The following is an 18,156-nucleotide window of genomic DNA, read 5'->3' on the forward strand; positions in this document are numbered from 1 at the left end:
AGTATTACTTTTGCTCTTCTGTATTGCGAGTCAGAATTTTATCAATCAGGCCGTATTCAAGCGCTTCTTCAGCAGACTTGAAGTTATCGCGGTCTGTATCGCGTTCGATCACTTCAAGCGGCTGGCCAGTACGCTCAGCAAGAACTTTGTTTAATTTGTCGCGAAGCAAGAGAATGCGTTTCGCGGCAATTTCAATTTCTGTTGCCTGACCTTGCGCGCCGCCAAGAGGCTGGTGAATCATGACTTCACTATTTGGAAGCGCATAGCGTTTGCCTTTTTCGCCGGCAGCAAGCAGGAACGCGCCCATTGATGCAGCCATACCGATACAAATTGTAGATACCTTTGGCTTAATAAACTGCATGGTATCATAGATCGCCATACCGGCTGTGATAGAGCCGCCCGGGCTGTTGATGTAAATAGAAATATCTTTTTCAGGGTCTTCTGCTTCTAAGAATAAAAGCTGTGACACGATGGAGTTCGCAACGTTGTCATCAATCGCAGATCCAAGCATGATGATACGATCCTTTAATAGACGAGAATAAATGTCATACGCTCTTTCCCCGCGGTTCGTTTGTTCAATGACTGTAGGTATTAAATTCATAATGCTCCTCCTTCACCTTTTAGGTAAGTATGTAGTTACATGATACATTTTTGGTCAATAAAGGTCAAACAAAAAGCTGGCTAGATATGCAAAGTCGTCTCTTTTTCCCATTTTCCCCAAAAATACAGGTGTTCAAACCATCGTATGTTAGATTGCCAAATAAGATGATGTGTCTGATTCTAAAAAACGGCCTCTTGAAATAGAGGGTTGTTATTTCAATGGAATTATCGTATAATTAGTTGTGCTGACGTTCTCATAACGCAGTCATATGCGCTCGTAGCTCAGTTGGATAGAGCGGTGGTTTCCGGTACCACGTCTGTCGGGGGTTCGAATCCCTCCGAGCGCGTCCAATAGAACAACAGGAAAGACAAGGGTTTGGCATTTCGCCGCTCTTGTCTTTTTTGTTTTGTTTCAAAAATCTTTCTCAACGTAACATAAATTTTCCTCCTCTCGGGCACGTTATGGGATGTGTGATATTGAATTTGCGAGGAGGATGAACATGGGTATTTTAAGCGGAAATCCGCAGGATGAACCGATGCATTACGGTGAGGTATTCAGCTTGTGGAGTTATGTGATGGCGGGCAATAAAATGGTCGGCAATTACCAGATGTTATTGCATCATGTCGGTGATGACGACTTGAAGAAGCTGCTTCGTGAATCCATTGAGAAGTGCCAAGATGAAGTGAAACAGATCAGTGCGATCCTGAAAGAAAACGGGGTGGCGCTCCCGCCGGCTTCTCCTGAACCGCCTGCTGCAGATCTTAAAGATATTCCGCCGGGTGCGCGGTTTCTTGATCCGGATGTGGCAGCCTCTGCGGCAGCGCAAAATGCTGCAGGCCTTGTGACATGCAGCAAAATTATGGGACAGTCAATTCGTGAGGATATTGCCATGATGTTTGGGCAATTCCATGTATCGAAAGCGGCAACCGGCGCAAAATACTTAAGATTGCTAAAAAACAAAGGCTGGCTCATCCCGCCGCCGCTTCATCTTCAAAAGCACCAAGACGATTAATGGCAAGGGCATATACAGCTGTATATGCCCTTATCTTATGATTAAGCCGTAAGACGCAGGCCGATGACGCCGGTGAGGATTAGGCAAAGAGAAATCACCTGTGAAAGCTGAAAACGCTCCTTAAACCAGATGAACCCGACCGCCGAAACGCCAATACTGCCAATGCCAGTCCAGACGGCATAAGCGACTCCGGCAGGCAGGATCAGCATCGCTTGTGAAAGGCAGTAAAAGGATAAGCCAAATCCAATCGTCATCACAATGATCGGCCATTTTTTTCTTGTACCGTCGATATATTTCATGGCCACAGCAGCTATTATTTCTTCTATGCCGGCAACCACTAATAAAAACCATGCCATTATTTTTCACCTCCCGGCTGTGATTTGCTTTCTTTTGTAAAGAGCTTCATTCCTAAAATACCGGCCAGCAATAAAGCTAAAAAGAACATTTGCGCTGCTGAAAAGGATTCGCCCAAAACAATACCGGTGATGTATGTTCCGACGGTTCCGATTCCGACAAATACAGTGTATGCCGCGGCCATCGGAATTTTTTGATAAGAGCGGATCAACAGGATAAAGCTGATTGCGATTAAGATAAAAATGATGACCCAATCCAAAAGCGAATCGGCATGTTTGAGGGAAGACGCCCAGACAACTTCTAAAAGTCCTGCAATAAAAACAAGCACCCAATTCATATGAAGCACCTCTCTAGTTTATGAATGAACGTCAGTCATTTTTTAACCATTAAAAAATGAGCGGTGTTACCCAGTCATTTTTTAAGCAGTACCTAAGCTTCGTTTTAAGAAAGTAAAGATTTCTTTTTTATACACTTCGACATTTTCATCTTGTTCAAACCCGATATAGAATCGTTCTGCAGTGTTCTCAACCAAGTTGATAATCGTTCTTGCTGTCCATTTTGCATTGATTCCTTTCATTACCTCAAGGTTTTCAATGGCCTTATTGATGACTTTTTCAAGCCAAGAATAATAAGGCTGATAGATCGTCTCCCATTTTTCCATGGAGTGGTCGATCGCAAGCCCAGAGTAACAGAGGACGATAATATCCTTATGGCGTTCGGTAATGAGAAATGTCTCATCAATTAATATATCTAAAACGGTCCAAAAATCCTCGTCTCCATGCAGCCTTCCTTTGATTTGGTCCAGCGTATCGGTGAGAAGATTTTCTGCAATTGCCGGAATAAGGGCATTTTTAGATGAGAAATACAAGTAGAACGTTCCTTGGGCAGTGCCGGCCTTTTTGACAATATCAGAAATAGAGGCCTTATCGAGACCTTTTTCAGAAATAACTTCAATGGCAGCCTGCAGAATTTTTTCATATTTGCCCGATGTTTGTTTTGGCATGAGGAACACCTCCTGTAATGACTGACTATCATTCATTTTATCGCGGGTATGTGTGTTTGTAAAGAATAAAGAAGCAAGAAAAATTCTTGCTTCTTTATTTATCATAATCAATAGCGGCTTTCGGGAGCCCGGTATACTTTGCCCAGTAGAAAATCGCAAGTGAACCGATGGCGACTAAAATGAGGTCGACAGGATTGCTGATGATGCCTAAACCGTGTCCGAAAGAGCCGATGTAGGAAAAGATCAGCATCATGATATAAAATCCGACAAGCCACCACGCTGATTTCAGCTGCTGGGCAAGGCTGACATCCTCTTGAGGCGCATATTTTCTAAAGCAGAGATAGATTAAAAACATCACGAGCTGTGAACCGAGCAGCCAGGAAACGGTTGTCCATCCTGACCAATACACGATAAACGCCGTGAAAATAAAGGAAAGCGGTCCGATGATGCCCATTCCTTTTAAATAAAACGGCCTGTTTAAGTCCTTCGCATTGACCCTCAGCGCTGCTGAACAAATTGGTGCAATTGCATAAGAAAGGATGAGCGCAACAGAACAGACATTGACAAGCGCGTTCCACGAAGGGAAGGGGAGCGTCCAGAAAATTGACATGGCAAACGAAAGCCAGAGTGAAGCACGGGGTGTTCCCGTTTCTTTATTCACTTTTGAAAATATGCTAAATAATGTGCCGTTACGCGCCCAGGCGTAAACGAGGCGAGACGTCGTATTCATAAAAATATTCCCGTTTCCCCCGGGAGACAGAATGGCGTCTAAAATGACAAGCGTTGCAAGCCAGCCTAAACCGAGCATGATCGCAATATCTTTAAACGGCAATGAGAACTCCCGCGCGATTGCCGGCCAGCCATTTTTCAGTGTTTCTGTCGGGATAGCACCAATAAATGTGATCTGCAAAACAGTGTAAATGATGGTTGAAACGATAATGCAAATGATTAAAGCGATTGGGATGTTGCGTTTTGGATTTTGCACTTCACCTGCAACAGCCACAATCGGGTGGAGGCCGAGATACGCAAACATCACGCCGCCTGTCGAAATCGCAGCCTGAATACCTGTAAAACCAAACGGTGCAAATCCTTCAACAGACAAATTCTCAGCCTGAAAATGAAAGATCAGCACGATAATGATGGTAATCGGGACAATATATTTAAAAAGCGATATGATGAAATTCGCCTTAGCGAAAGTTTTGACGCTCCAATAATTCAGCAGGAAAAACAAGCATAGCAAGGCAAACTGCAAAATCCAGCCTGCAATGGTCGGCGAATCAGATCCTTTTATGGTCAGGCCGGGAAACCAATAGGCCACATACTGACGCACAGCCGTCACTTCAATTGAAATAAGGCTTGTGTAAGCGACAATTGTGACAAATGAAATTAAATAGCCGACAAGGTGGCCATGTGAATAAACGGGGTATCGAATGATGCCTCCGGTACGAGGCAGAGCGGCTCCAAGCTCCGCGTACACGAGCCCGATTAACAAAATGATGGCTCCGCCGATGATCCAGGAAAAAGCGCCTGAGGGTCCTGCTTTTGAAGCGACATTACTGACGGCAAACAGCCAAGCAGACCCAAAGATGGCCCCCATCCCAATCAAAATCAGATCAAACAACGACATTGATTTTTGAAAATTTCCTTGTTTAGACATCCGCTTCCTCCTTAGAAACCAGCCTTATATTCCTTACAATGCCCAATATGTAACAGAGAATACCGCTCTAATAAAAAAACAGATGCAGCAAGCGCTGCACCTGTTTCTTATTCATGAACCGTATCCAAATGTTTCACCGTTATATTTTTGAATGAGGCTGTGCCGCCTTCAGAATAAAGAGTAATGCCTTTATCTTCAGGCTTTGGGAACACTTCATTTGAAAAAACGGTTTTCCCATCGTCGACAAATACTTCTATCGTTGTTTTATCCACGAGAATTTTCAAATGCACATTCTGTTTGCTTACATCGTATGGAGCCTGGCTTTCGACATAGGTCTTGCTTTTGTCAGGCTGATTTGTGGCCGCTCTGTTGACATATGCATAGCCGCCTTCGGCAAAAATGCCGACATCAATATGGCGTTTTTGATCTTCTGACTCTCTCAGTCTGACGCCAGCATTCTTCAGCTCTGACCAAGAAAGATCCATATCAAGCTGGTACGTATCACTTGTGATGGACAGTGTTTTTGATCCGTTCACATCTTGATCCTCTTCTTTGTCAGTTGAAACGGTCAGCTGATCCAAAGCTTCGGTCGGCTGTGAGATGAGGCTGTATGTGCCATCCTCCTCTTGCAGCCGGAGTTCGCGTATGACAGAATCTGTGCCGTTAAAGCCGTTCTTCAGTGTCGGTGTGTTGTTGGCGTAATCCCAATTGTTCATCCAGGCAAGCGCATACCGCTTTTCTAATGGATCTGTGCTTTTGCCGTCTTCGAACGTCACGCCGCCGTACCAGTCAAAGCCGTAGTCAAGCCATTGGGCTTCGGTCTGATCCGCTGTAAATTCTTTTCCGTCGAAGCCTCCGGTCCAGTAGGCGTACGTATTTGGTTTGCCCCATGGTTTGCCGTTCGCGCTCGCGCCGAGAACCCATTTATTCGTTCCGTCGCTTGCCCGCATCATGTAGAGGTCAGGACATTCGACCATTCCCGCCTGCTCTGGGAAGAATCCGCTTGTGTAATGCCAGTCCTTAAGATTATCGGATTCATAAAAGCCGATTTTTGATCCTTCAGCCATGACCATGACCCATTTGTTATCCTGGCCATCCCATATCACTTTCGGATCTCTAAAATCGTCTGTGCCCGGATTAGGCATAACGGGATTGCCACTGTAGAATTTAAATGATTTTCCTTTGTCTGTGCTGTACCACAAATATTGCTCCTGCTTTTTGTCTTTGGCTGAAGGCTGTGTCACAATCGCGACAAGCGCGTTTTTCCCGAAGCCGGCTGTGTTCTCTTTATCCACCACGACGGAACCGGTCCAAATATCACCGTCCGGGTTTGTATATTTCGGAATCGCCACGCCTTCATCAGTCCAATGCACCAAATCCTCTGATACTGCATGGCGCCATTCTGTGCCGTTGCCTTTTGGGTAATCCCGGTTATATAGATAGAAATAATGATACTTGCCATCAAAATAGATCGGTTTTTGGGGATCATTTTTCCATTTATCCGGCGTCGTAAAATGATATGCCGCCCGGTAGTCCGGCTTCTGTGTTGATTTTGTTTTTTTGACAGGTTCTTCGTTTGACAATAAGTCGATAAACAGCAATATTCCTAAAAAGGTTAGGAATACAGTTAGCCATTTGCCTGCTTTTTTATAGTTCATATGGGATTCACCTTTATGATGTTGATAAGAAATAAAAGAAAATGCCAATAGGATATCGGCATTTTCTTTTGCGTTTTTATTTGTTAACTGTTAATTGTCCTTGTTCAAGGATGCTGTCTTTGACAACAGATGTTTTCTTGCCTTTGATGTTCAACAGGAAGCTTGGCGCAAACGTTGATTGTTTGTCTGCGTAGAATCCTCTGTTTGTCATGTAGCTTGTAATCACGACATTGTTTCCTTTCGCTTGAGGTACAGCGAAGTGTGAGTAAGTAAAGGTCACATCGTTAGGATCAAGGTCCATTTTTAACACAAGGCCTGTTTTGTTCAGCGGCTTGTATGGGCCAGTTAAAGAATTAGAAACATAACCAAGCATGTAAATGTCGTTAGATGTGATGCCGTCAATTGTCATTTTTGATCCGCGGGAGTCAGTGAACAGGTACCATTTTCCGTTCATTTTAAAGACGTTCGCGCGTTCAATTTCATCTGTGACTGTGTTAGATGCAATCAGCGGTTTCATGACTTTTTTCAGTGTGTAGTCATCGTTTAGCTCAATAATGCCGAGTGCGCCATTTGCTAATTCAGCCGTGCGTTTTTTATCGCTTTGCAGAAGCTTTTTACTCTCTTGACGGAAGAATGATGTGCTTTTGCCATAGTATGCTTTGTTAAATAATGATTCTTCGCCTTGGTAGCCGTCTTCAGTTCCAGTGTTTGCTTCAAATACTAAGTATTTGTGGCCTTTATCTTCTACATAGTGAGGATCTCTCAGCGTATGGTTATCGCCTGAGCTGTAGTTGCCTTCATCGATGAACTGCTGTACATTTTGATACGTTTTGCCGTCACCGTCAAAGATTGATTTATAATCCTCTACACCGTTGATGTTCAAAGAGCTGTCTGATGCTGATACGTTAACTTGTGCAGTTGTTAGTGTTTGTTTACCGTAATGTTTACCGGAGAAATCAGTATAGAATAAACGGATTTTTCCGTCAGATGTAAATGTAGCTGAACCAGACCATTCTTGTGTTTGTTCTTTTAGGATAGAATCATTCGCATCGAATTTGTCGCTGTCTTTAAAGACGCGGCCAGCGTTTTTCCAGCTGTCAATAGAAGTTTCGCCGACTTTTTGATAGAACATGTAAATGGATGTGTCATCCGCATTTTTAGGGTCTCCGGCTAATGCAAAGACGATGTGGTAGCCGTGATAGTTTGCGACTGTGCCGTCAGCGTTTTGCAATGGCCAGCTGTCCCAAACGTCCAGGCCTTTTGCAGAAGAGATATTTTTAATTGTGGATGGATCGAATTCGGGCACCTGATATTTTTCGTTTTTTTGCTGTTCAGGGATTTGCAGCATATCATGGCGGGTAATATGGGTAATGCCGTAAGTTTCCTTATACGGTTTTTGATTTGTTTCTTTCGCAAACGCTTGAGTCGCGCCTCCTGCCAGCAGTGCAGTAGTAAAGGTTAATACTGTTGCTTGTTTTGCAAACTTTTTGATGTTCATCGTTCATGTCTCCTTTTTTATGTACTGTGTTAGCGGTCTGCTTCGTCCAGCCCTCCTGTTTGAAGATGGCAAGTCAGTTACGCACAATAAAAAAAGACCTAAAATATGTAAGGGGTGACGCCAAAGAATACACTTTGCCCTTTACACATTTTAGGTCTTGCCTGCTTTATCAGTAACAAACCTGCGTGATTTACTTTTCGACATCATTCTATTAGACTCTCGTTTGGATTGCAACTGGTCTATTTTCCTCTTTTGTTTGATAGAAAATCATAAAAGGATGTAAAGGTTACGGGTCTAAAGAACTAACTTGTTTATCTATTTCTTTTTATTCTCTGTATTTTTTATAACGCCTGATGTATGGGCATAAAGTTACCTTTTGAGTAATGGTTCAGAAAATGATCATCCTTGGTGAACCATGCCTTGAAATTAATCTTGGATCATAAGCAGTAATTCGTTTTGGGAACTTACTGCTGTCATTTCTATTTTTGAGCACAGTCGGGCAGATACCGTTTCAATGTCAGTAACGACCAATATAATAATGTATTGCTAGCCAACAAATGATAGAAGCGAAAGAATTTTTTTAGGAGGAAAAAGTCATGCCGCCACGGCCATCAAAATGGATTAAGAGGAACGATCGACCGGAACCTCTTTTATCACCAAGTGTCATGCAAGGCAGAAATGGAAACACCCCAACATCTCAACAAAACCAGCCCTTCGCACCAATTACTAACCAGCCTATTTCTGCTTTCAGAGCCACGAGCAATATGAATTTGTCAGTGGCTGCAAATGCAGCAAGCGGAGTCTTATTTCAAAATGAGCAATTTGATTTGGCGAATGAATATAACCCCGACACATCTGCATTTTCACCGAGAACAGCAGGCGTATATTCTCTTAACGCATCAGTTGAGTTTCAAGCGAATGCGAATGTTGACTTCAACTTAGAAGTCGTATTTCTCGTGAATCAAGATGTGGTAGGCGGAAATAACGAAACTCAAGCAGGGAATCTCCCGGCAGTCGTAGCCATTACGGAAATACTTCAGTTAAACGCTGGAGATACGGTGACAGTTGCCATGAGAAGTACTGCCGCCGGAACAATTCAAGCGACTACGAGAACTCGTTTTGCAGCCGCTAGAGTTCCTTCTCTGACTTCGTAAAAAAGGGATATTTGATTCAGGCAGATCAAAGCCGCTCTATATTAAAGTTGATTTTTCCTGTTTTGGATTGATCAGCTTTTTTATTATTTTCAAAATAATTGAAACGTTAATAGTTTAGTAACGTACAGAGAAAAGGGAGGTGGAGGAATGAAGCAGTATAAAAGGAAGCATCTTAAGACGTTATTTGAGACATTAGGCGAAAAATATCAATTCAACGGGACGATTCTGGCTGCGGAGGATGGCGATATCTTATATCATCACTCTTTCGGTTATGCAGAATTGACGGAAAAGCGCCCCTTGCAAACCAACTCTTTGTTTGAGTTAGCGTCTTTGTCAAAGCCTTTTACAGCTTTGGGAATCATATTGCTGGAGGAGAAAGGAATTCTTGGATATGAAGACAAAGTGGAGCGGTGGCTGCCGGGTTTTCCGTATCAGGGTATAACGATTCGGCATTTATTGAACCATACGTCAGGGCTTCCTGAATATATGGGATGGTTTTATAGCAATTGGGATCAACACAAGATTGCGCTGAATCAGGATATTGTCGATATGCTGATGAATGAGGGGCTTCCTAATTATTTTGAGCCGAATGAAGGCTGGCTGTACAGCAATACGGGGTATGTGCTGCTGGCGGTTATTATTGAAAAAGCATCTGGCATGAGCTATGCGGATTTTATGAATACAAGTATTTTTTCACCGGTCGGCATGAATAAAACGAGAGTGTATAACAGGAGGCTTCGGCCTGAGCGGATTGATCATTATGCATATGGATATGTGTATGATGTACATTCCGAAACGTACGTCCTTCCTGATGATCTGGAGGAAACAAGCTATGTCGTTTACCTCGATGGCATACAAGGAGACGGAACGGTGAACTCTGTCACAAGCGATTTGTTTCGATTTGATCAGGCTTTATATCAGGACGATTTCATCAGTAATGCTTCTAAGGAAGCCGCGTTTTCACCGGTACGCCTGAATAATGGGGGAACGTTTGATTACGGCTTTGGCTGGGTGCTGCAAAACAGTCCTGAAAAAGGGCAGATTGTCAGCCATAGCGGAGGGTGGCCCGGCTATTCGACGACGATGATCCGATATATCGATCATCGTAAAACGCTGATCTATTTGAGTAATAAGGAAGAGGATGCTGAATATGAACAAGCGATTCTGAAGGCTGCGGAAAATATTCTATTTGGCCAGCCATATGAGATTCCAAAACGTCCGGCTGATAAGAAGAAAAAAGCAATTGATACGGCGATATACTGCCGCTATGTTGGCAGCTACTCGTTTCAGGATGGGACGGCTGCACGGGTGACAGCCGAGAATGAACGTCTTTATTTGGAGATCACTGGGCAGCTGAGACTGGAATTGTTTCCTTCCTCGGAAACCCGTTTCTTTCTGCGATCATTGTCTGTTGAATTAGAATTTATGTTAGGTGATGATGTTGTGAAAAGCTTTATCATTTATGAGGATGGAACAGAAGAAGAAGCGGTCCGTACGAATTAGAAAGGGATGAGCGTAATGATCGGAATATTAGCCGGAATGGGGCCGAAATCGACCTCGCCGTTTATTGATAAGGTGATTGATTACTGTCAGAAGCTGTATGGGGCTTCAAACGATGCTGACTATCCGCACATGATGATCTATTCATGTCCGACACCCTTCTATGCAGATCGTCCGATTGACCATGGTGAGATGAAAAGAGCAATTATCGACGGAGCGGTAAAGCTCGAGAAAACAGGCGTTGATTTCATTGCGCTGCCTTGTAATACGGCACATGTCTACTATGAAGAGATTCAGCAGGCATTGTCGGTTCCTTTGTTGCATATCATTGAGGAAACGATAAAAGAGATTCCGCATCCTGCAAAAAAAGCGGTGGTTTTAGGAACAGATTCAACCATCCAATCCGCCATCTACCAAAAAGGGCTGAAGGCAAATGGACAAGAAGCTGTTCACAAGGACCATTGGCAGCAGGCTGTGAATCAGCTCATCGCCGCAATCAAACAGCCAAATCATATGCAGCACACACAAGCATTGTGGCAGACGCTATATGAAGAAATCAGTCAGCATGCAGACATCATCATTTCAGCTTGCACGGATTTAAATGCGGTGTTAGATCATATTCAAAGTGAGATTCCGATTATAGATTCCTCTGACTGTCTTGCAAAAAGCACTGTCAGCACATATCTTGCCTATCAAAGCTAGTATCAAACAAGGGCTGTTTTCACAGCCCTTGTTTTTTTATATTCCTATTGTTTGACAGTTAACTATAATGATGTTAAAGTAAACATGTAAATAGTTACATGATTTTTTCTGAAGGTGAGGTGGTGCTCATGAAGAAGCCGGTTTTAAAACCATTCGCCTCTTTAGAAATCAAGGTTGATCCGCCTATCACCATTGGTGAGACAGGCCTGGGACTGAGACGATTCATTCCGATTCGTTCGGGAACAATAACCGGGGAAATAAAGGGGCGTATTTTGCCGGGCGGTGCAGATTCACAAATCATTCGCGCTGACGGCAGAACAGATTTATCTGCCAGGTATGTGATCGAAACAGCAGATCATGAACTGATTTACATTGAAAACAATGGAATACGGCAAGTCAGCGAGCCGTTTTCGAAAACAAGCCGCGGCCGGGGAAATCATTGATCCGGAGCATGTTTATTTCCGTACGATGCCGACATTTGAAACAGGCAGTGAAGTCTATCAATGGCTGCATGACCGCTTGTTTATCGGTTCCGCAGAAAGAACCCCTGATTACGTTCGACTAGACATTTATGAAGTTCAGTAAAGACTAAGGAGAGTGTGAAAGATGGAAAACTTTATCGGAAGCCACATGATTTATACTTATGAAAACGGTTGGGAATACGAGATTTATATTAAAAACGACCATACAATTGATTATAGAATTCATAGCGGAATGGTTGCCGGACGCTGGGTTCGGGATCAGGAAGTCAATATTGTCAAACTGACAGAAGGCGTATATAAAGTGTCTTGGACAGAGCCGACAGGCACAGATGTTTCATTAAACTTTATGCCGAATGAAAAACGCATGCACGGCATTATTTTCTTCCCGAAATGGGTGCATGAACATCCTGAAATTACGGTCTGCTACCAAAATGACCACATTGATCTGATGAAAGAATCCCGCGAAAAATATGAAACGTATCCAAAATACGTTGTACCTGAATTTGCGGAGATTACATTTCTGAAAAATGAGGGAGCCGACAATGAAGAAGTGATTTCGAAAGCTCCTTATGAAGGAATGACAGACGATATTCGCGCGGGAAAATTGTAAAAAACATAAAAACCCGGGAAAGAGAATTACTTCTCTTTCCCGGGTTTTCTTTTTGCTTTATATTCGGGAACCATCACAATTCCCGCGAAAAACAGTATGATTCCAGTCCAGCGGATGGGCTGGTAATAGGCTGTGTCACGTAAAAACACCACTGCTGAAAAAATGATGATACAAGCTGCCACAACGATGACAGCACCAATGTATCCTGTTTTCCCCATGTTTATTCTCCTTGTGAAGGGAATAGTTTCTGCCTTTTTTCAGATTCAGGATCGTTTTCGATCGTAATCTTTGAATCTAATATCAGCGTCTGTCTTGTTTCTTCATGATACGCCGGCCATTTTACATCTTCAGTGCTTGGGTTTCCTGTTTTGGCGAACGTGAACCATGCTGATTGTATGGTGTGAGAAAGCTGTTTCACCTCATCCGTAACATCTGCTTTTGCCATCTGTTCTAACCCGTCGAGATTTCCGAAAACAAAAGGAAGCTCTAATGCGTGAAACGCTTTATTGTACGGCGGTTTACCAGAGTGCCAATCGAATCGGTACATCCATACAGGCGCGTAATGAGACTGGGCGGAGGCATAGGCGACGGCCGGGCGCCAAAATAACAAATCAGTCATCATATGAATTTGGCTTTCCAGCGAACGCGGATATAGATCGGAAACTTTCTCGGCTAGCGACTGCCCTAATAAATACTCAAGCGCGGCATCAAGCGTTTCCTGAGAATGAACGTCTGAGTCCGGGGTGAAAAATAAATATCCTTCATCGCGGTTTGTTCCGATTAACAGCGGAATGCCGGCAGCAGCACCTTCTGCGATTGCTTTTTCTGGTTCAGCAGGCAGCGTTTTCGGATCAAGGGCGGGCTGGAAGAACAGCTGAAAGATATTTTCATTTTCTGCTTTCCGAAGCTGATCGGCCGCTTGAAGCAAATCTTCCGCAGATACAGTGTGCAATCTGTCCAATTGGCTCTCGTTAATCCCCAGGACCTTTAAAAAGGCTGCTGCGGTGCTAGCCGCTTTTTCTTTTGTCATTGTTCTAGAAGCGCCGCTTTCCATGATCGCTTTCTGGAACAGGCCTTTTGCCGCAGGCATAGCGAGCAGCGCGGCAATGCTCATACCGCCTGCAGATTCTCCAAATACCGTTACGTTATCCGGATCACCGCCAAATGCTGAGATATTGTCTCGCACCCATTTCAGTGCGGCGGCTTGGTCCAAAAGCCCAAGGTTATCGGAATACGCCTCATCAAACGAAGACAAATGTAAAAATCCAAACGGCCCTAGACGATAATTCAGTGTAACGACAATGACTTCTCCCTGCGCCGCAAGTCTTGACCCATCGTATAATGGCTCACTGCCTGCTCCAAGATAAAAAGCCCCGCCGTGAATCCACACCATGACAGGCAGGTTTTGACTTGGAGTGTCAGGCGCAAATACATTGACATACAGGCAAGCCTCAGACTGTCGGGGAAGCTCAGCGTATGAAAGTGACAGCAAATCAGACGGCTGCGGGCAAATAGGGCCGTACGCTGTTGCGTCCAGTTCGTTCTCCCACGCTTCCGGAGGTTCCGGTGCTTTAAAACGCAATGGTCCGACAGGCGGTTTGGCATAGGGGATGCCTTTCCATTTATGTACGCCATTTTCTGTTGTGCCTTTTACTTTGCCGTATTGAGTTGTTACTGTTTTATGAGTCATCGCATTCTCTCCCTTTTTCCCCCATTATAAACAGATTTGCCCTGCGGATGCGAACGTCAGCCCTTAGCCGATATTCATCTTCCCATTGTTTTGAAGAAGGATTTGACTTCCTGAACGGTTAAGCCGATTTCTCTTGCTTCCGCCATCAGCGCTTTCCATTCTTCTATATTGGATTCTGTCAGTTTACGATTGCGATAGGAAGCGGTTTCAGGCTGTTCTTTCTTTAGTATGTTCGTAAAAGTGAACAGTTCTTCCTTTTCCATTCCGGCTTGGACGGCTTGCACAAGATGCACGCGCCATTCTTCTTCACTGCCGCTGATTTTTTCATACATCATTGTTTCTGCGTCGAATAATTCTGTTAATTCAACCTCCAGTGTGGCGGAAATTTTCTTTAAAAATTGAACGGACGGATTTGTATGAACGCCTCTTTCAATCTTGCTTAAATAGGATTTAGATACACCTGACTCCACAGCCAGCTGATTAATAGAATAGCCTTTTCTTTTACGGTACAAACGGATAATTCTTCCAATCATGATATGAAATTCTCCTCTATTCCTGTCGTTATTTTGTTCATTATAAGGAATTATCCGTTCTTTATAAAATTTAAAATAATAAGGGAAGTGCAGTAAATAAGAGGAAAATCATGATTTTGTTCTCTAAAGAGAACCTATTGGCTTATTTTGCAATTTTTAAATAATAAAGTTTTCTTTTATAATCCAATCATTAACAGAAAGGGGCGCGGGAAGCCAGCCGCGGGAAGGCTGAAGGCTATGAATACATGAATGAGAATATGAGTTTTAAAGAATTATATGCGATTGTCAGACACAGATTCGTGCTGATTCTGCTCATCACAATCGGCGTCACCGTTATTACGGGCTTTGTGCAATTTAAGGTCATTTCACCGACCTATCAAGCATCGACGCAAGTGCTGGTTCATGAATCAGACGGTGAAGAAAACTCGAATCTCAGTGACATCCAGCGAAATCTTCAGTACAGCAGCACGTTCCAATCGATTATGAAAAGCACTGCCTTGATGGAAGAGGTCAAGGCGGAATTGCATCTTTCTGAATCGGCTTCCTCGCTGAAAGGAAAAGTGATTACCAGCAGTGAAAATGAATCAGAAATTATCACCGTTGCCGTTCAGGACCACGATCCGGCGAAAGCGGCTGAGATTGCGAACACATTAGTGAACAAGTTTGAAAAAGAAGTAGATGAAAGAATGAACGTACAAGGCGTGCATATTTTATCAGAGGCGAAGGCTTCTGAAAGCCCAATGATCAAGCCGGCCCGGCTGCGAAATATGGTTATGGCTTTTGGCGCTGCTGTCATGGGCGGCATTACACTGGCATTTTTTCTGCATTTTCTCGATGATACGTGCAAAAGCGCACGGCAGCTCAGCGAGAGAACCGGATTGCCATGCTTAGGCTCCGTCCCTGATGTTCAAAAAGGGCGGAATCGCGGGATAAAACATTTCGGGGAGTGAAGCGAGTGGTCTTTAGAAAAAAGAAAGCAAGACGAGGTTTGGCTCAAATATCCGTTTTACACAATAAATCAATTGTTGCGGAACAATATCGCACCATTCGGACAAACATTGAGTTTTCATCCGTTCAGACCAACTTGCGGTCTATCCTCGTCACCTCCTCAGTGCCTGGTGAAGGTAAATCGTTCAGTGCAGCGAATCTTGCGGCTGTCTTTGCGCAGCAGCAGGAAAAGAAAGTGCTGCTGGTGGATGCCGATTTAAGAAAGCCCACCATCAATCAGACATTTCAGGTTGAGAATGTAACCGGGCTGACAAATGTGCTGGTCGGGAATGCTTCACTCAGTGAGACGGTGCAAAAGACGCCGATCGATAACTTGTATGTGCTGACAAGCGGACCGACCCCGCCGAATCCGGCTGAACTGCTGTCTTCAAAAGCGATGGGAGATTTAATATCTGACATCTATGAACAATTCAGCCTCGTCATCTTTGATTCCCCTCCGCTTTTGGCTGTTGCGGATGCTCAGATTCTAGCAAATCAGACAGATGGCAGCGTGCTCGTTGTTTTAAGCGGAAAAACAAAAACCGATACCGTCCTGAAAGCAAAGGATGCACTGGAACAATCCAATGCGAAGCTGTTAGGCGCTCTTTTAAACAAAAAGAAAATGAAAAAATCGGAACACTATTCCTACTAAATAGATGGTAAAGGTGATGTCTCCTGACCTGTATCAATGGAGGCACTCGGCTCTGCTGTGGGCAGCTGAAGTTGTTGCCTTAGATGCTGGTCGTCGCTGGCGGGGCGTGAGGACGGGTTAAATGCCCACTTATCTGATATATACATAGGATGTATTGTCGGTTTAGCTGCTGCCGATGTTTTGGTGGACGAAAACCGCCGCAGCTAAACCGATAAAAGAATTAGGGGGGAAAAGGTTGAGTTACCGGAGAAGACTGTCAATGATTATTGCGCTGGATACTTATCTCGTTTTAAATTCAGTTATTGCAGGATATCAATTTTTAAAAGATTCCTATCAATTTTATGACTCCGGAGCATTATTGCTTACCGCTGTCAGCTTGCTCCTCAGCTATCATGTATGTGCTTTCCTGTTCCGTCAGTATAAACAGGTGTGGACATACACCGGTCTCGGCGAGCTGATCGTCCTGCTTAAGGGCATTACGCTTTCAGCCGCTGTGACAGGCGTAATTCAGTATGCTGTGTATCATACGATGTTCTTCCGTCTGTTAACCGCATGCTGGGTGCTTCAGCTTTTGTCTATTGGAGGAACCCGTGTTTTATCCAGAGTGTTAAAAGAAAGCATCAGAAAAAAACGCAGCGCATCATCCCGCGCGCTGATTATCGGGGCGGGCTCAGGAGGGACTCTGATGGTCAGGCAGCTGCTTTCAAAAGATGATCCTGACATCATACCTGTCGCTTTTATTGATGACGACCAAACGAAGCATAAATTAGAAATTATGGGGCTGCCCGTAATCGGCGGAAAAGATAGTATCATGCCTGCGGTGCAAAAGCTCAAAATTAACTATATTATTATTGCCATTCCTTCACTCCGCACCCATGAGCTTCAGGTGTTATATAAAGAATGTGTGCGAACTGGAGTAAACATTAAAATTATGCCTCATTTTGATGAAATGCTGCTCGGCACACGAACTGCCGGACAAATCAGAGATGTAAAAGCTGAGGATTTGCTCGGCAGAAAGCCGGTAACCCTCGACACAAGCGAAATTTCGAACCGCATCAAAGGAAAAACAGTTCTTGTCACGGGAGCGGGCGGATCAATCGGCTCAGAAATCTGCCGGCAGATCAGCCCGTTTCAGCCTAATGAAATCATTCTGCTCGGCCATGGGGAAAACAGCATTCATTCGATTTATACAGAGCTGAACGGACGATTCGGCAAACACATTGTGTTCCATACGGAAATTGCGGATGTGCAGGACCGCGATAAAATGTTTACCTTGATGAAAAAGTACGAGCCGCACGTGGTCTACCATGCAGCTGCCCATAAGCATGTGCCTTTAATGGAACATAATCCTGAAGAGGCTGTCAAAAACAATATCATCGGAACAAAAAATGTCGCGGAAGCAGCCGATATGTCGGGGACAGAGACGTTTGTGCTGATTTCATCAGACAAAGCGGTGAACCCGGCTAATGTAATGGGGGCGACAAAACGATTCGCCGAGATGATTATTATGAATCTTGGAAAAATCAGCAGAACCAAGTTTGTCGCTGTCCGCTTCGGCAATGTACTTGGGAGCCGCGGCAGCGTCATTCCGATTTTCAAAAAACAGATTGAAAAAGGCGGCCCGGTGACGGTAACACATCCGGCCATGACCCGCTATTTCATGACGATACCCGAGGCCTCAAGACTTGTCATCCAGGCCGGGGCACTGGCGAAAGGGCGTCAGATTTTCGTTCTCGATATGGGAGAGCCTGTAAAGATTGTGGATCTTGCCAAAAACCTCATTCATTTGTCCGGCTACACGACTGAGCAGATTCCAATCGAATTCACAGGCATTCGTCCCGGCGAAAAAATGTATGAGGAATTGCTGAATAAAAATGAAGTACACGCTGAACAAATCTTTCCGAAAATTCATATCGGCAAAGCAGTTGACGGCGATTGGCCGGTGCTGATGCGCTTTATTGAGGATTTTAATGATCTGCCGGAAGCCGACTTGAGAGCGAGGCTGTTTGCGGCAATCAATACATCAGACGAAATGACGGCTGCCAGTGCTCATTAGGGGGAGT

Annotated in this window: 18 protein-coding genes, 1 tRNA gene and 1 pseudogene; 10 read left to right on the top strand and 10 right to left on the bottom strand. The window is 44.2% G+C overall.

What is annotated here, in order from left to right:
• Positions 1 to 4: 4 nt before the first annotated feature.
• Positions 5 to 601, bottom strand: coding sequence for an ATP-dependent Clp endopeptidase proteolytic subunit ClpP (gene clpP / locus AC0C66_RS11715; protein WP_003219849.1), 597 nt, complete (start codon positions 599 to 601; stop codon positions 5 to 7).
• A gap of 270 nt (positions 602 to 871) precedes the next feature.
• Here clpP and AC0C66_RS11720 point away from each other — a divergent pair.
• A tRNA-Arg gene (locus AC0C66_RS11720) sits at positions 872 to 947 on the top strand.
• Positions 948 to 1,100: 153 nt separating this feature from the next.
• The gene (locus AC0C66_RS11725; protein WP_014115259.1) at positions 1,101 to 1,613 is read left to right on the top strand and encodes a DUF3231 family protein; all 513 of its coding nucleotides are present in this window, start codon (positions 1,101 to 1,103) and stop codon (positions 1,611 to 1,613) included.
• Between the two features lie 41 nt (positions 1,614 to 1,654).
• Here AC0C66_RS11725 and AC0C66_RS11730 read toward each other — a convergent pair whose 3' ends face one another.
• The 6 genes from AC0C66_RS11730 to sacB all read right to left on the bottom strand — a co-directional run bounded on the left by AC0C66_RS11730 (position 1,655) and on the right by sacB (position 7,783).
• Positions 1,655 to 1,969 (bottom strand): DMT family transporter, encoded by a 315-nt coding sequence (locus AC0C66_RS11730; RefSeq protein ID WP_014115258.1) that lies wholly within the window; start codon positions 1,967 to 1,969, stop codon positions 1,655 to 1,657.
• Positions 1,969 to 2,304 (bottom strand): DMT family transporter, encoded by a 336-nt coding sequence (locus AC0C66_RS11735; RefSeq protein WP_014115257.1) that lies wholly within the window; start codon positions 2,302 to 2,304, stop codon positions 1,969 to 1,971. Before AC0C66_RS11735 ends, AC0C66_RS11730 begins: the two co-directional genes overlap by 1 nt.
• Before the next feature lie 81 nt (positions 2,305 to 2,385).
• The gene (locus tag AC0C66_RS11740; RefSeq protein WP_072182627.1) at positions 2,386 to 2,970 is read right to left on the bottom strand and encodes a TetR/AcrR family transcriptional regulator; all 585 of its coding nucleotides are present in this window, start codon (positions 2,968 to 2,970) and stop codon (positions 2,386 to 2,388) included.
• Between the two features lie 94 nt (positions 2,971 to 3,064).
• Entirely contained in the window at positions 3,065 to 4,627 is a 1,563-nt protein-coding gene (aspP, locus tag AC0C66_RS11745) for an aspartate/proton symporter AspP (RefSeq protein WP_014115255.1), read from the bottom strand.
• A gap of 107 nt (positions 4,628 to 4,734) precedes the next feature.
• Positions 4,735 to 6,285, bottom strand: a complete 1,551-nt coding sequence (locus AC0C66_RS11750) for a glycoside hydrolase family 32 protein (RefSeq protein WP_072182626.1) — start codon at positions 6,283 to 6,285, stop codon at positions 4,735 to 4,737.
• A gap of 76 nt (positions 6,286 to 6,361) precedes the next feature.
• The gene (sacB, locus tag AC0C66_RS11755; protein WP_072182625.1) at positions 6,362 to 7,783 is read right to left on the bottom strand and encodes a levansucrase; all 1,422 of its coding nucleotides are present in this window, start codon (positions 7,781 to 7,783) and stop codon (positions 6,362 to 6,364) included.
• A gap of 596 nt (positions 7,784 to 8,379) precedes the next feature.
• On the opposite strand from sacB, the gene AC0C66_RS11760 reads away from it, so the two are divergent.
• From AC0C66_RS11760 to padC, 5 genes and pseudogenes are all read left to right on the top strand, one after another.
• Positions 8,380 to 8,937 carry a C1q-like domain-containing protein gene (locus AC0C66_RS11760; RefSeq protein ID WP_072182624.1) on the top strand — a complete coding sequence of 186 codons (558 nt, stop codon included), beginning with the start codon at positions 8,380 to 8,382 and terminating at the stop codon, positions 8,935 to 8,937.
• 147 nt (positions 8,938 to 9,084) lie between these two features.
• On the top strand, positions 9,085 to 10,440 hold the full coding sequence (locus AC0C66_RS11765) for a serine hydrolase (protein ID WP_072182623.1): 1,356 nt from the start codon (positions 9,085 to 9,087) through the stop codon (positions 10,438 to 10,440).
• 15 nt (positions 10,441 to 10,455) lie between these two features.
• On the top strand, positions 10,456 to 11,139 hold the full coding sequence (gene racX / locus AC0C66_RS11770) for a broad specificity amino-acid racemase RacX (protein WP_072182622.1): 684 nt from the start codon (positions 10,456 to 10,458) through the stop codon (positions 11,137 to 11,139).
• A gap of 128 nt (positions 11,140 to 11,267) precedes the next feature.
• Positions 11,268 to 11,724: pseudogene (locus AC0C66_RS11775) on the top strand (DUF3237 domain-containing protein).
• A gap of 21 nt (positions 11,725 to 11,745) precedes the next feature.
• Positions 11,746 to 12,231 carry a phenolic acid decarboxylase gene (gene padC, locus AC0C66_RS11780; RefSeq protein WP_003235304.1) on the top strand — a complete coding sequence of 162 codons (486 nt, stop codon included), beginning with the start codon at positions 11,746 to 11,748 and terminating at the stop codon, positions 12,229 to 12,231.
• Between the two features lie 26 nt (positions 12,232 to 12,257).
• On the opposite strand, the gene AC0C66_RS11785 is transcribed toward padC, so the two are convergent.
• The 3 genes from AC0C66_RS11785 to slrR all read right to left on the bottom strand — a co-directional run bounded on the left by AC0C66_RS11785 (position 12,258) and on the right by slrR (position 14,454).
• Positions 12,258 to 12,449 (bottom strand): hypothetical protein, encoded by a 192-nt coding sequence (locus AC0C66_RS11785; RefSeq protein WP_072182621.1) that lies wholly within the window; start codon positions 12,447 to 12,449, stop codon positions 12,258 to 12,260.
• 2 nt (positions 12,450 to 12,451) lie between these two features.
• Positions 12,452 to 13,921, bottom strand: a complete 1,470-nt coding sequence (gene pnbA, locus AC0C66_RS11790; RefSeq protein ID WP_461845749.1) for a para-nitrobenzyl esterase — start codon at positions 13,919 to 13,921, stop codon at positions 12,452 to 12,454.
• A 74-nt stretch (positions 13,922 to 13,995) separates the two neighbouring features.
• The gene (slrR, locus tag AC0C66_RS11795) at positions 13,996 to 14,454 is read right to left on the bottom strand and encodes an HTH-type transcriptional regulator SlrR (RefSeq protein WP_061187877.1); all 459 of its coding nucleotides are present in this window, start codon (positions 14,452 to 14,454) and stop codon (positions 13,996 to 13,998) included.
• Positions 14,455 to 14,699: 245 nt separating this feature from the next.
• Here slrR and AC0C66_RS11800 point away from each other — a divergent pair, with 245 nt between their 5' ends.
• The 3 genes from AC0C66_RS11800 to AC0C66_RS11810 all read left to right on the top strand — a co-directional run bounded on the left by AC0C66_RS11800 (position 14,700) and on the right by AC0C66_RS11810 (position 18,149).
• Positions 14,700 to 15,404, top strand: a complete 705-nt coding sequence (locus tag AC0C66_RS11800; RefSeq protein WP_061187878.1) for a YveK family protein — start codon at positions 14,700 to 14,702, stop codon at positions 15,402 to 15,404.
• A gap of 5 nt (positions 15,405 to 15,409) precedes the next feature.
• The gene (gene epsB / locus AC0C66_RS11805) at positions 15,410 to 16,093 is read left to right on the top strand and encodes a protein tyrosine kinase EpsB (RefSeq protein ID WP_014115245.1); all 684 of its coding nucleotides are present in this window, start codon (positions 15,410 to 15,412) and stop codon (positions 16,091 to 16,093) included.
• Positions 16,094 to 16,328: 235 nt separating this feature from the next.
• On the top strand, positions 16,329 to 18,149 hold the full coding sequence (locus AC0C66_RS11810) for a polysaccharide biosynthesis protein (RefSeq protein WP_327816529.1): 1,821 nt from the start codon (positions 16,329 to 16,331) through the stop codon (positions 18,147 to 18,149).
• The last annotated feature ends 7 nt before the right edge of the window (positions 18,150 to 18,156 follow it).

Source organism: Bacillus sp. VA13 (assembly GCF_055710085.1).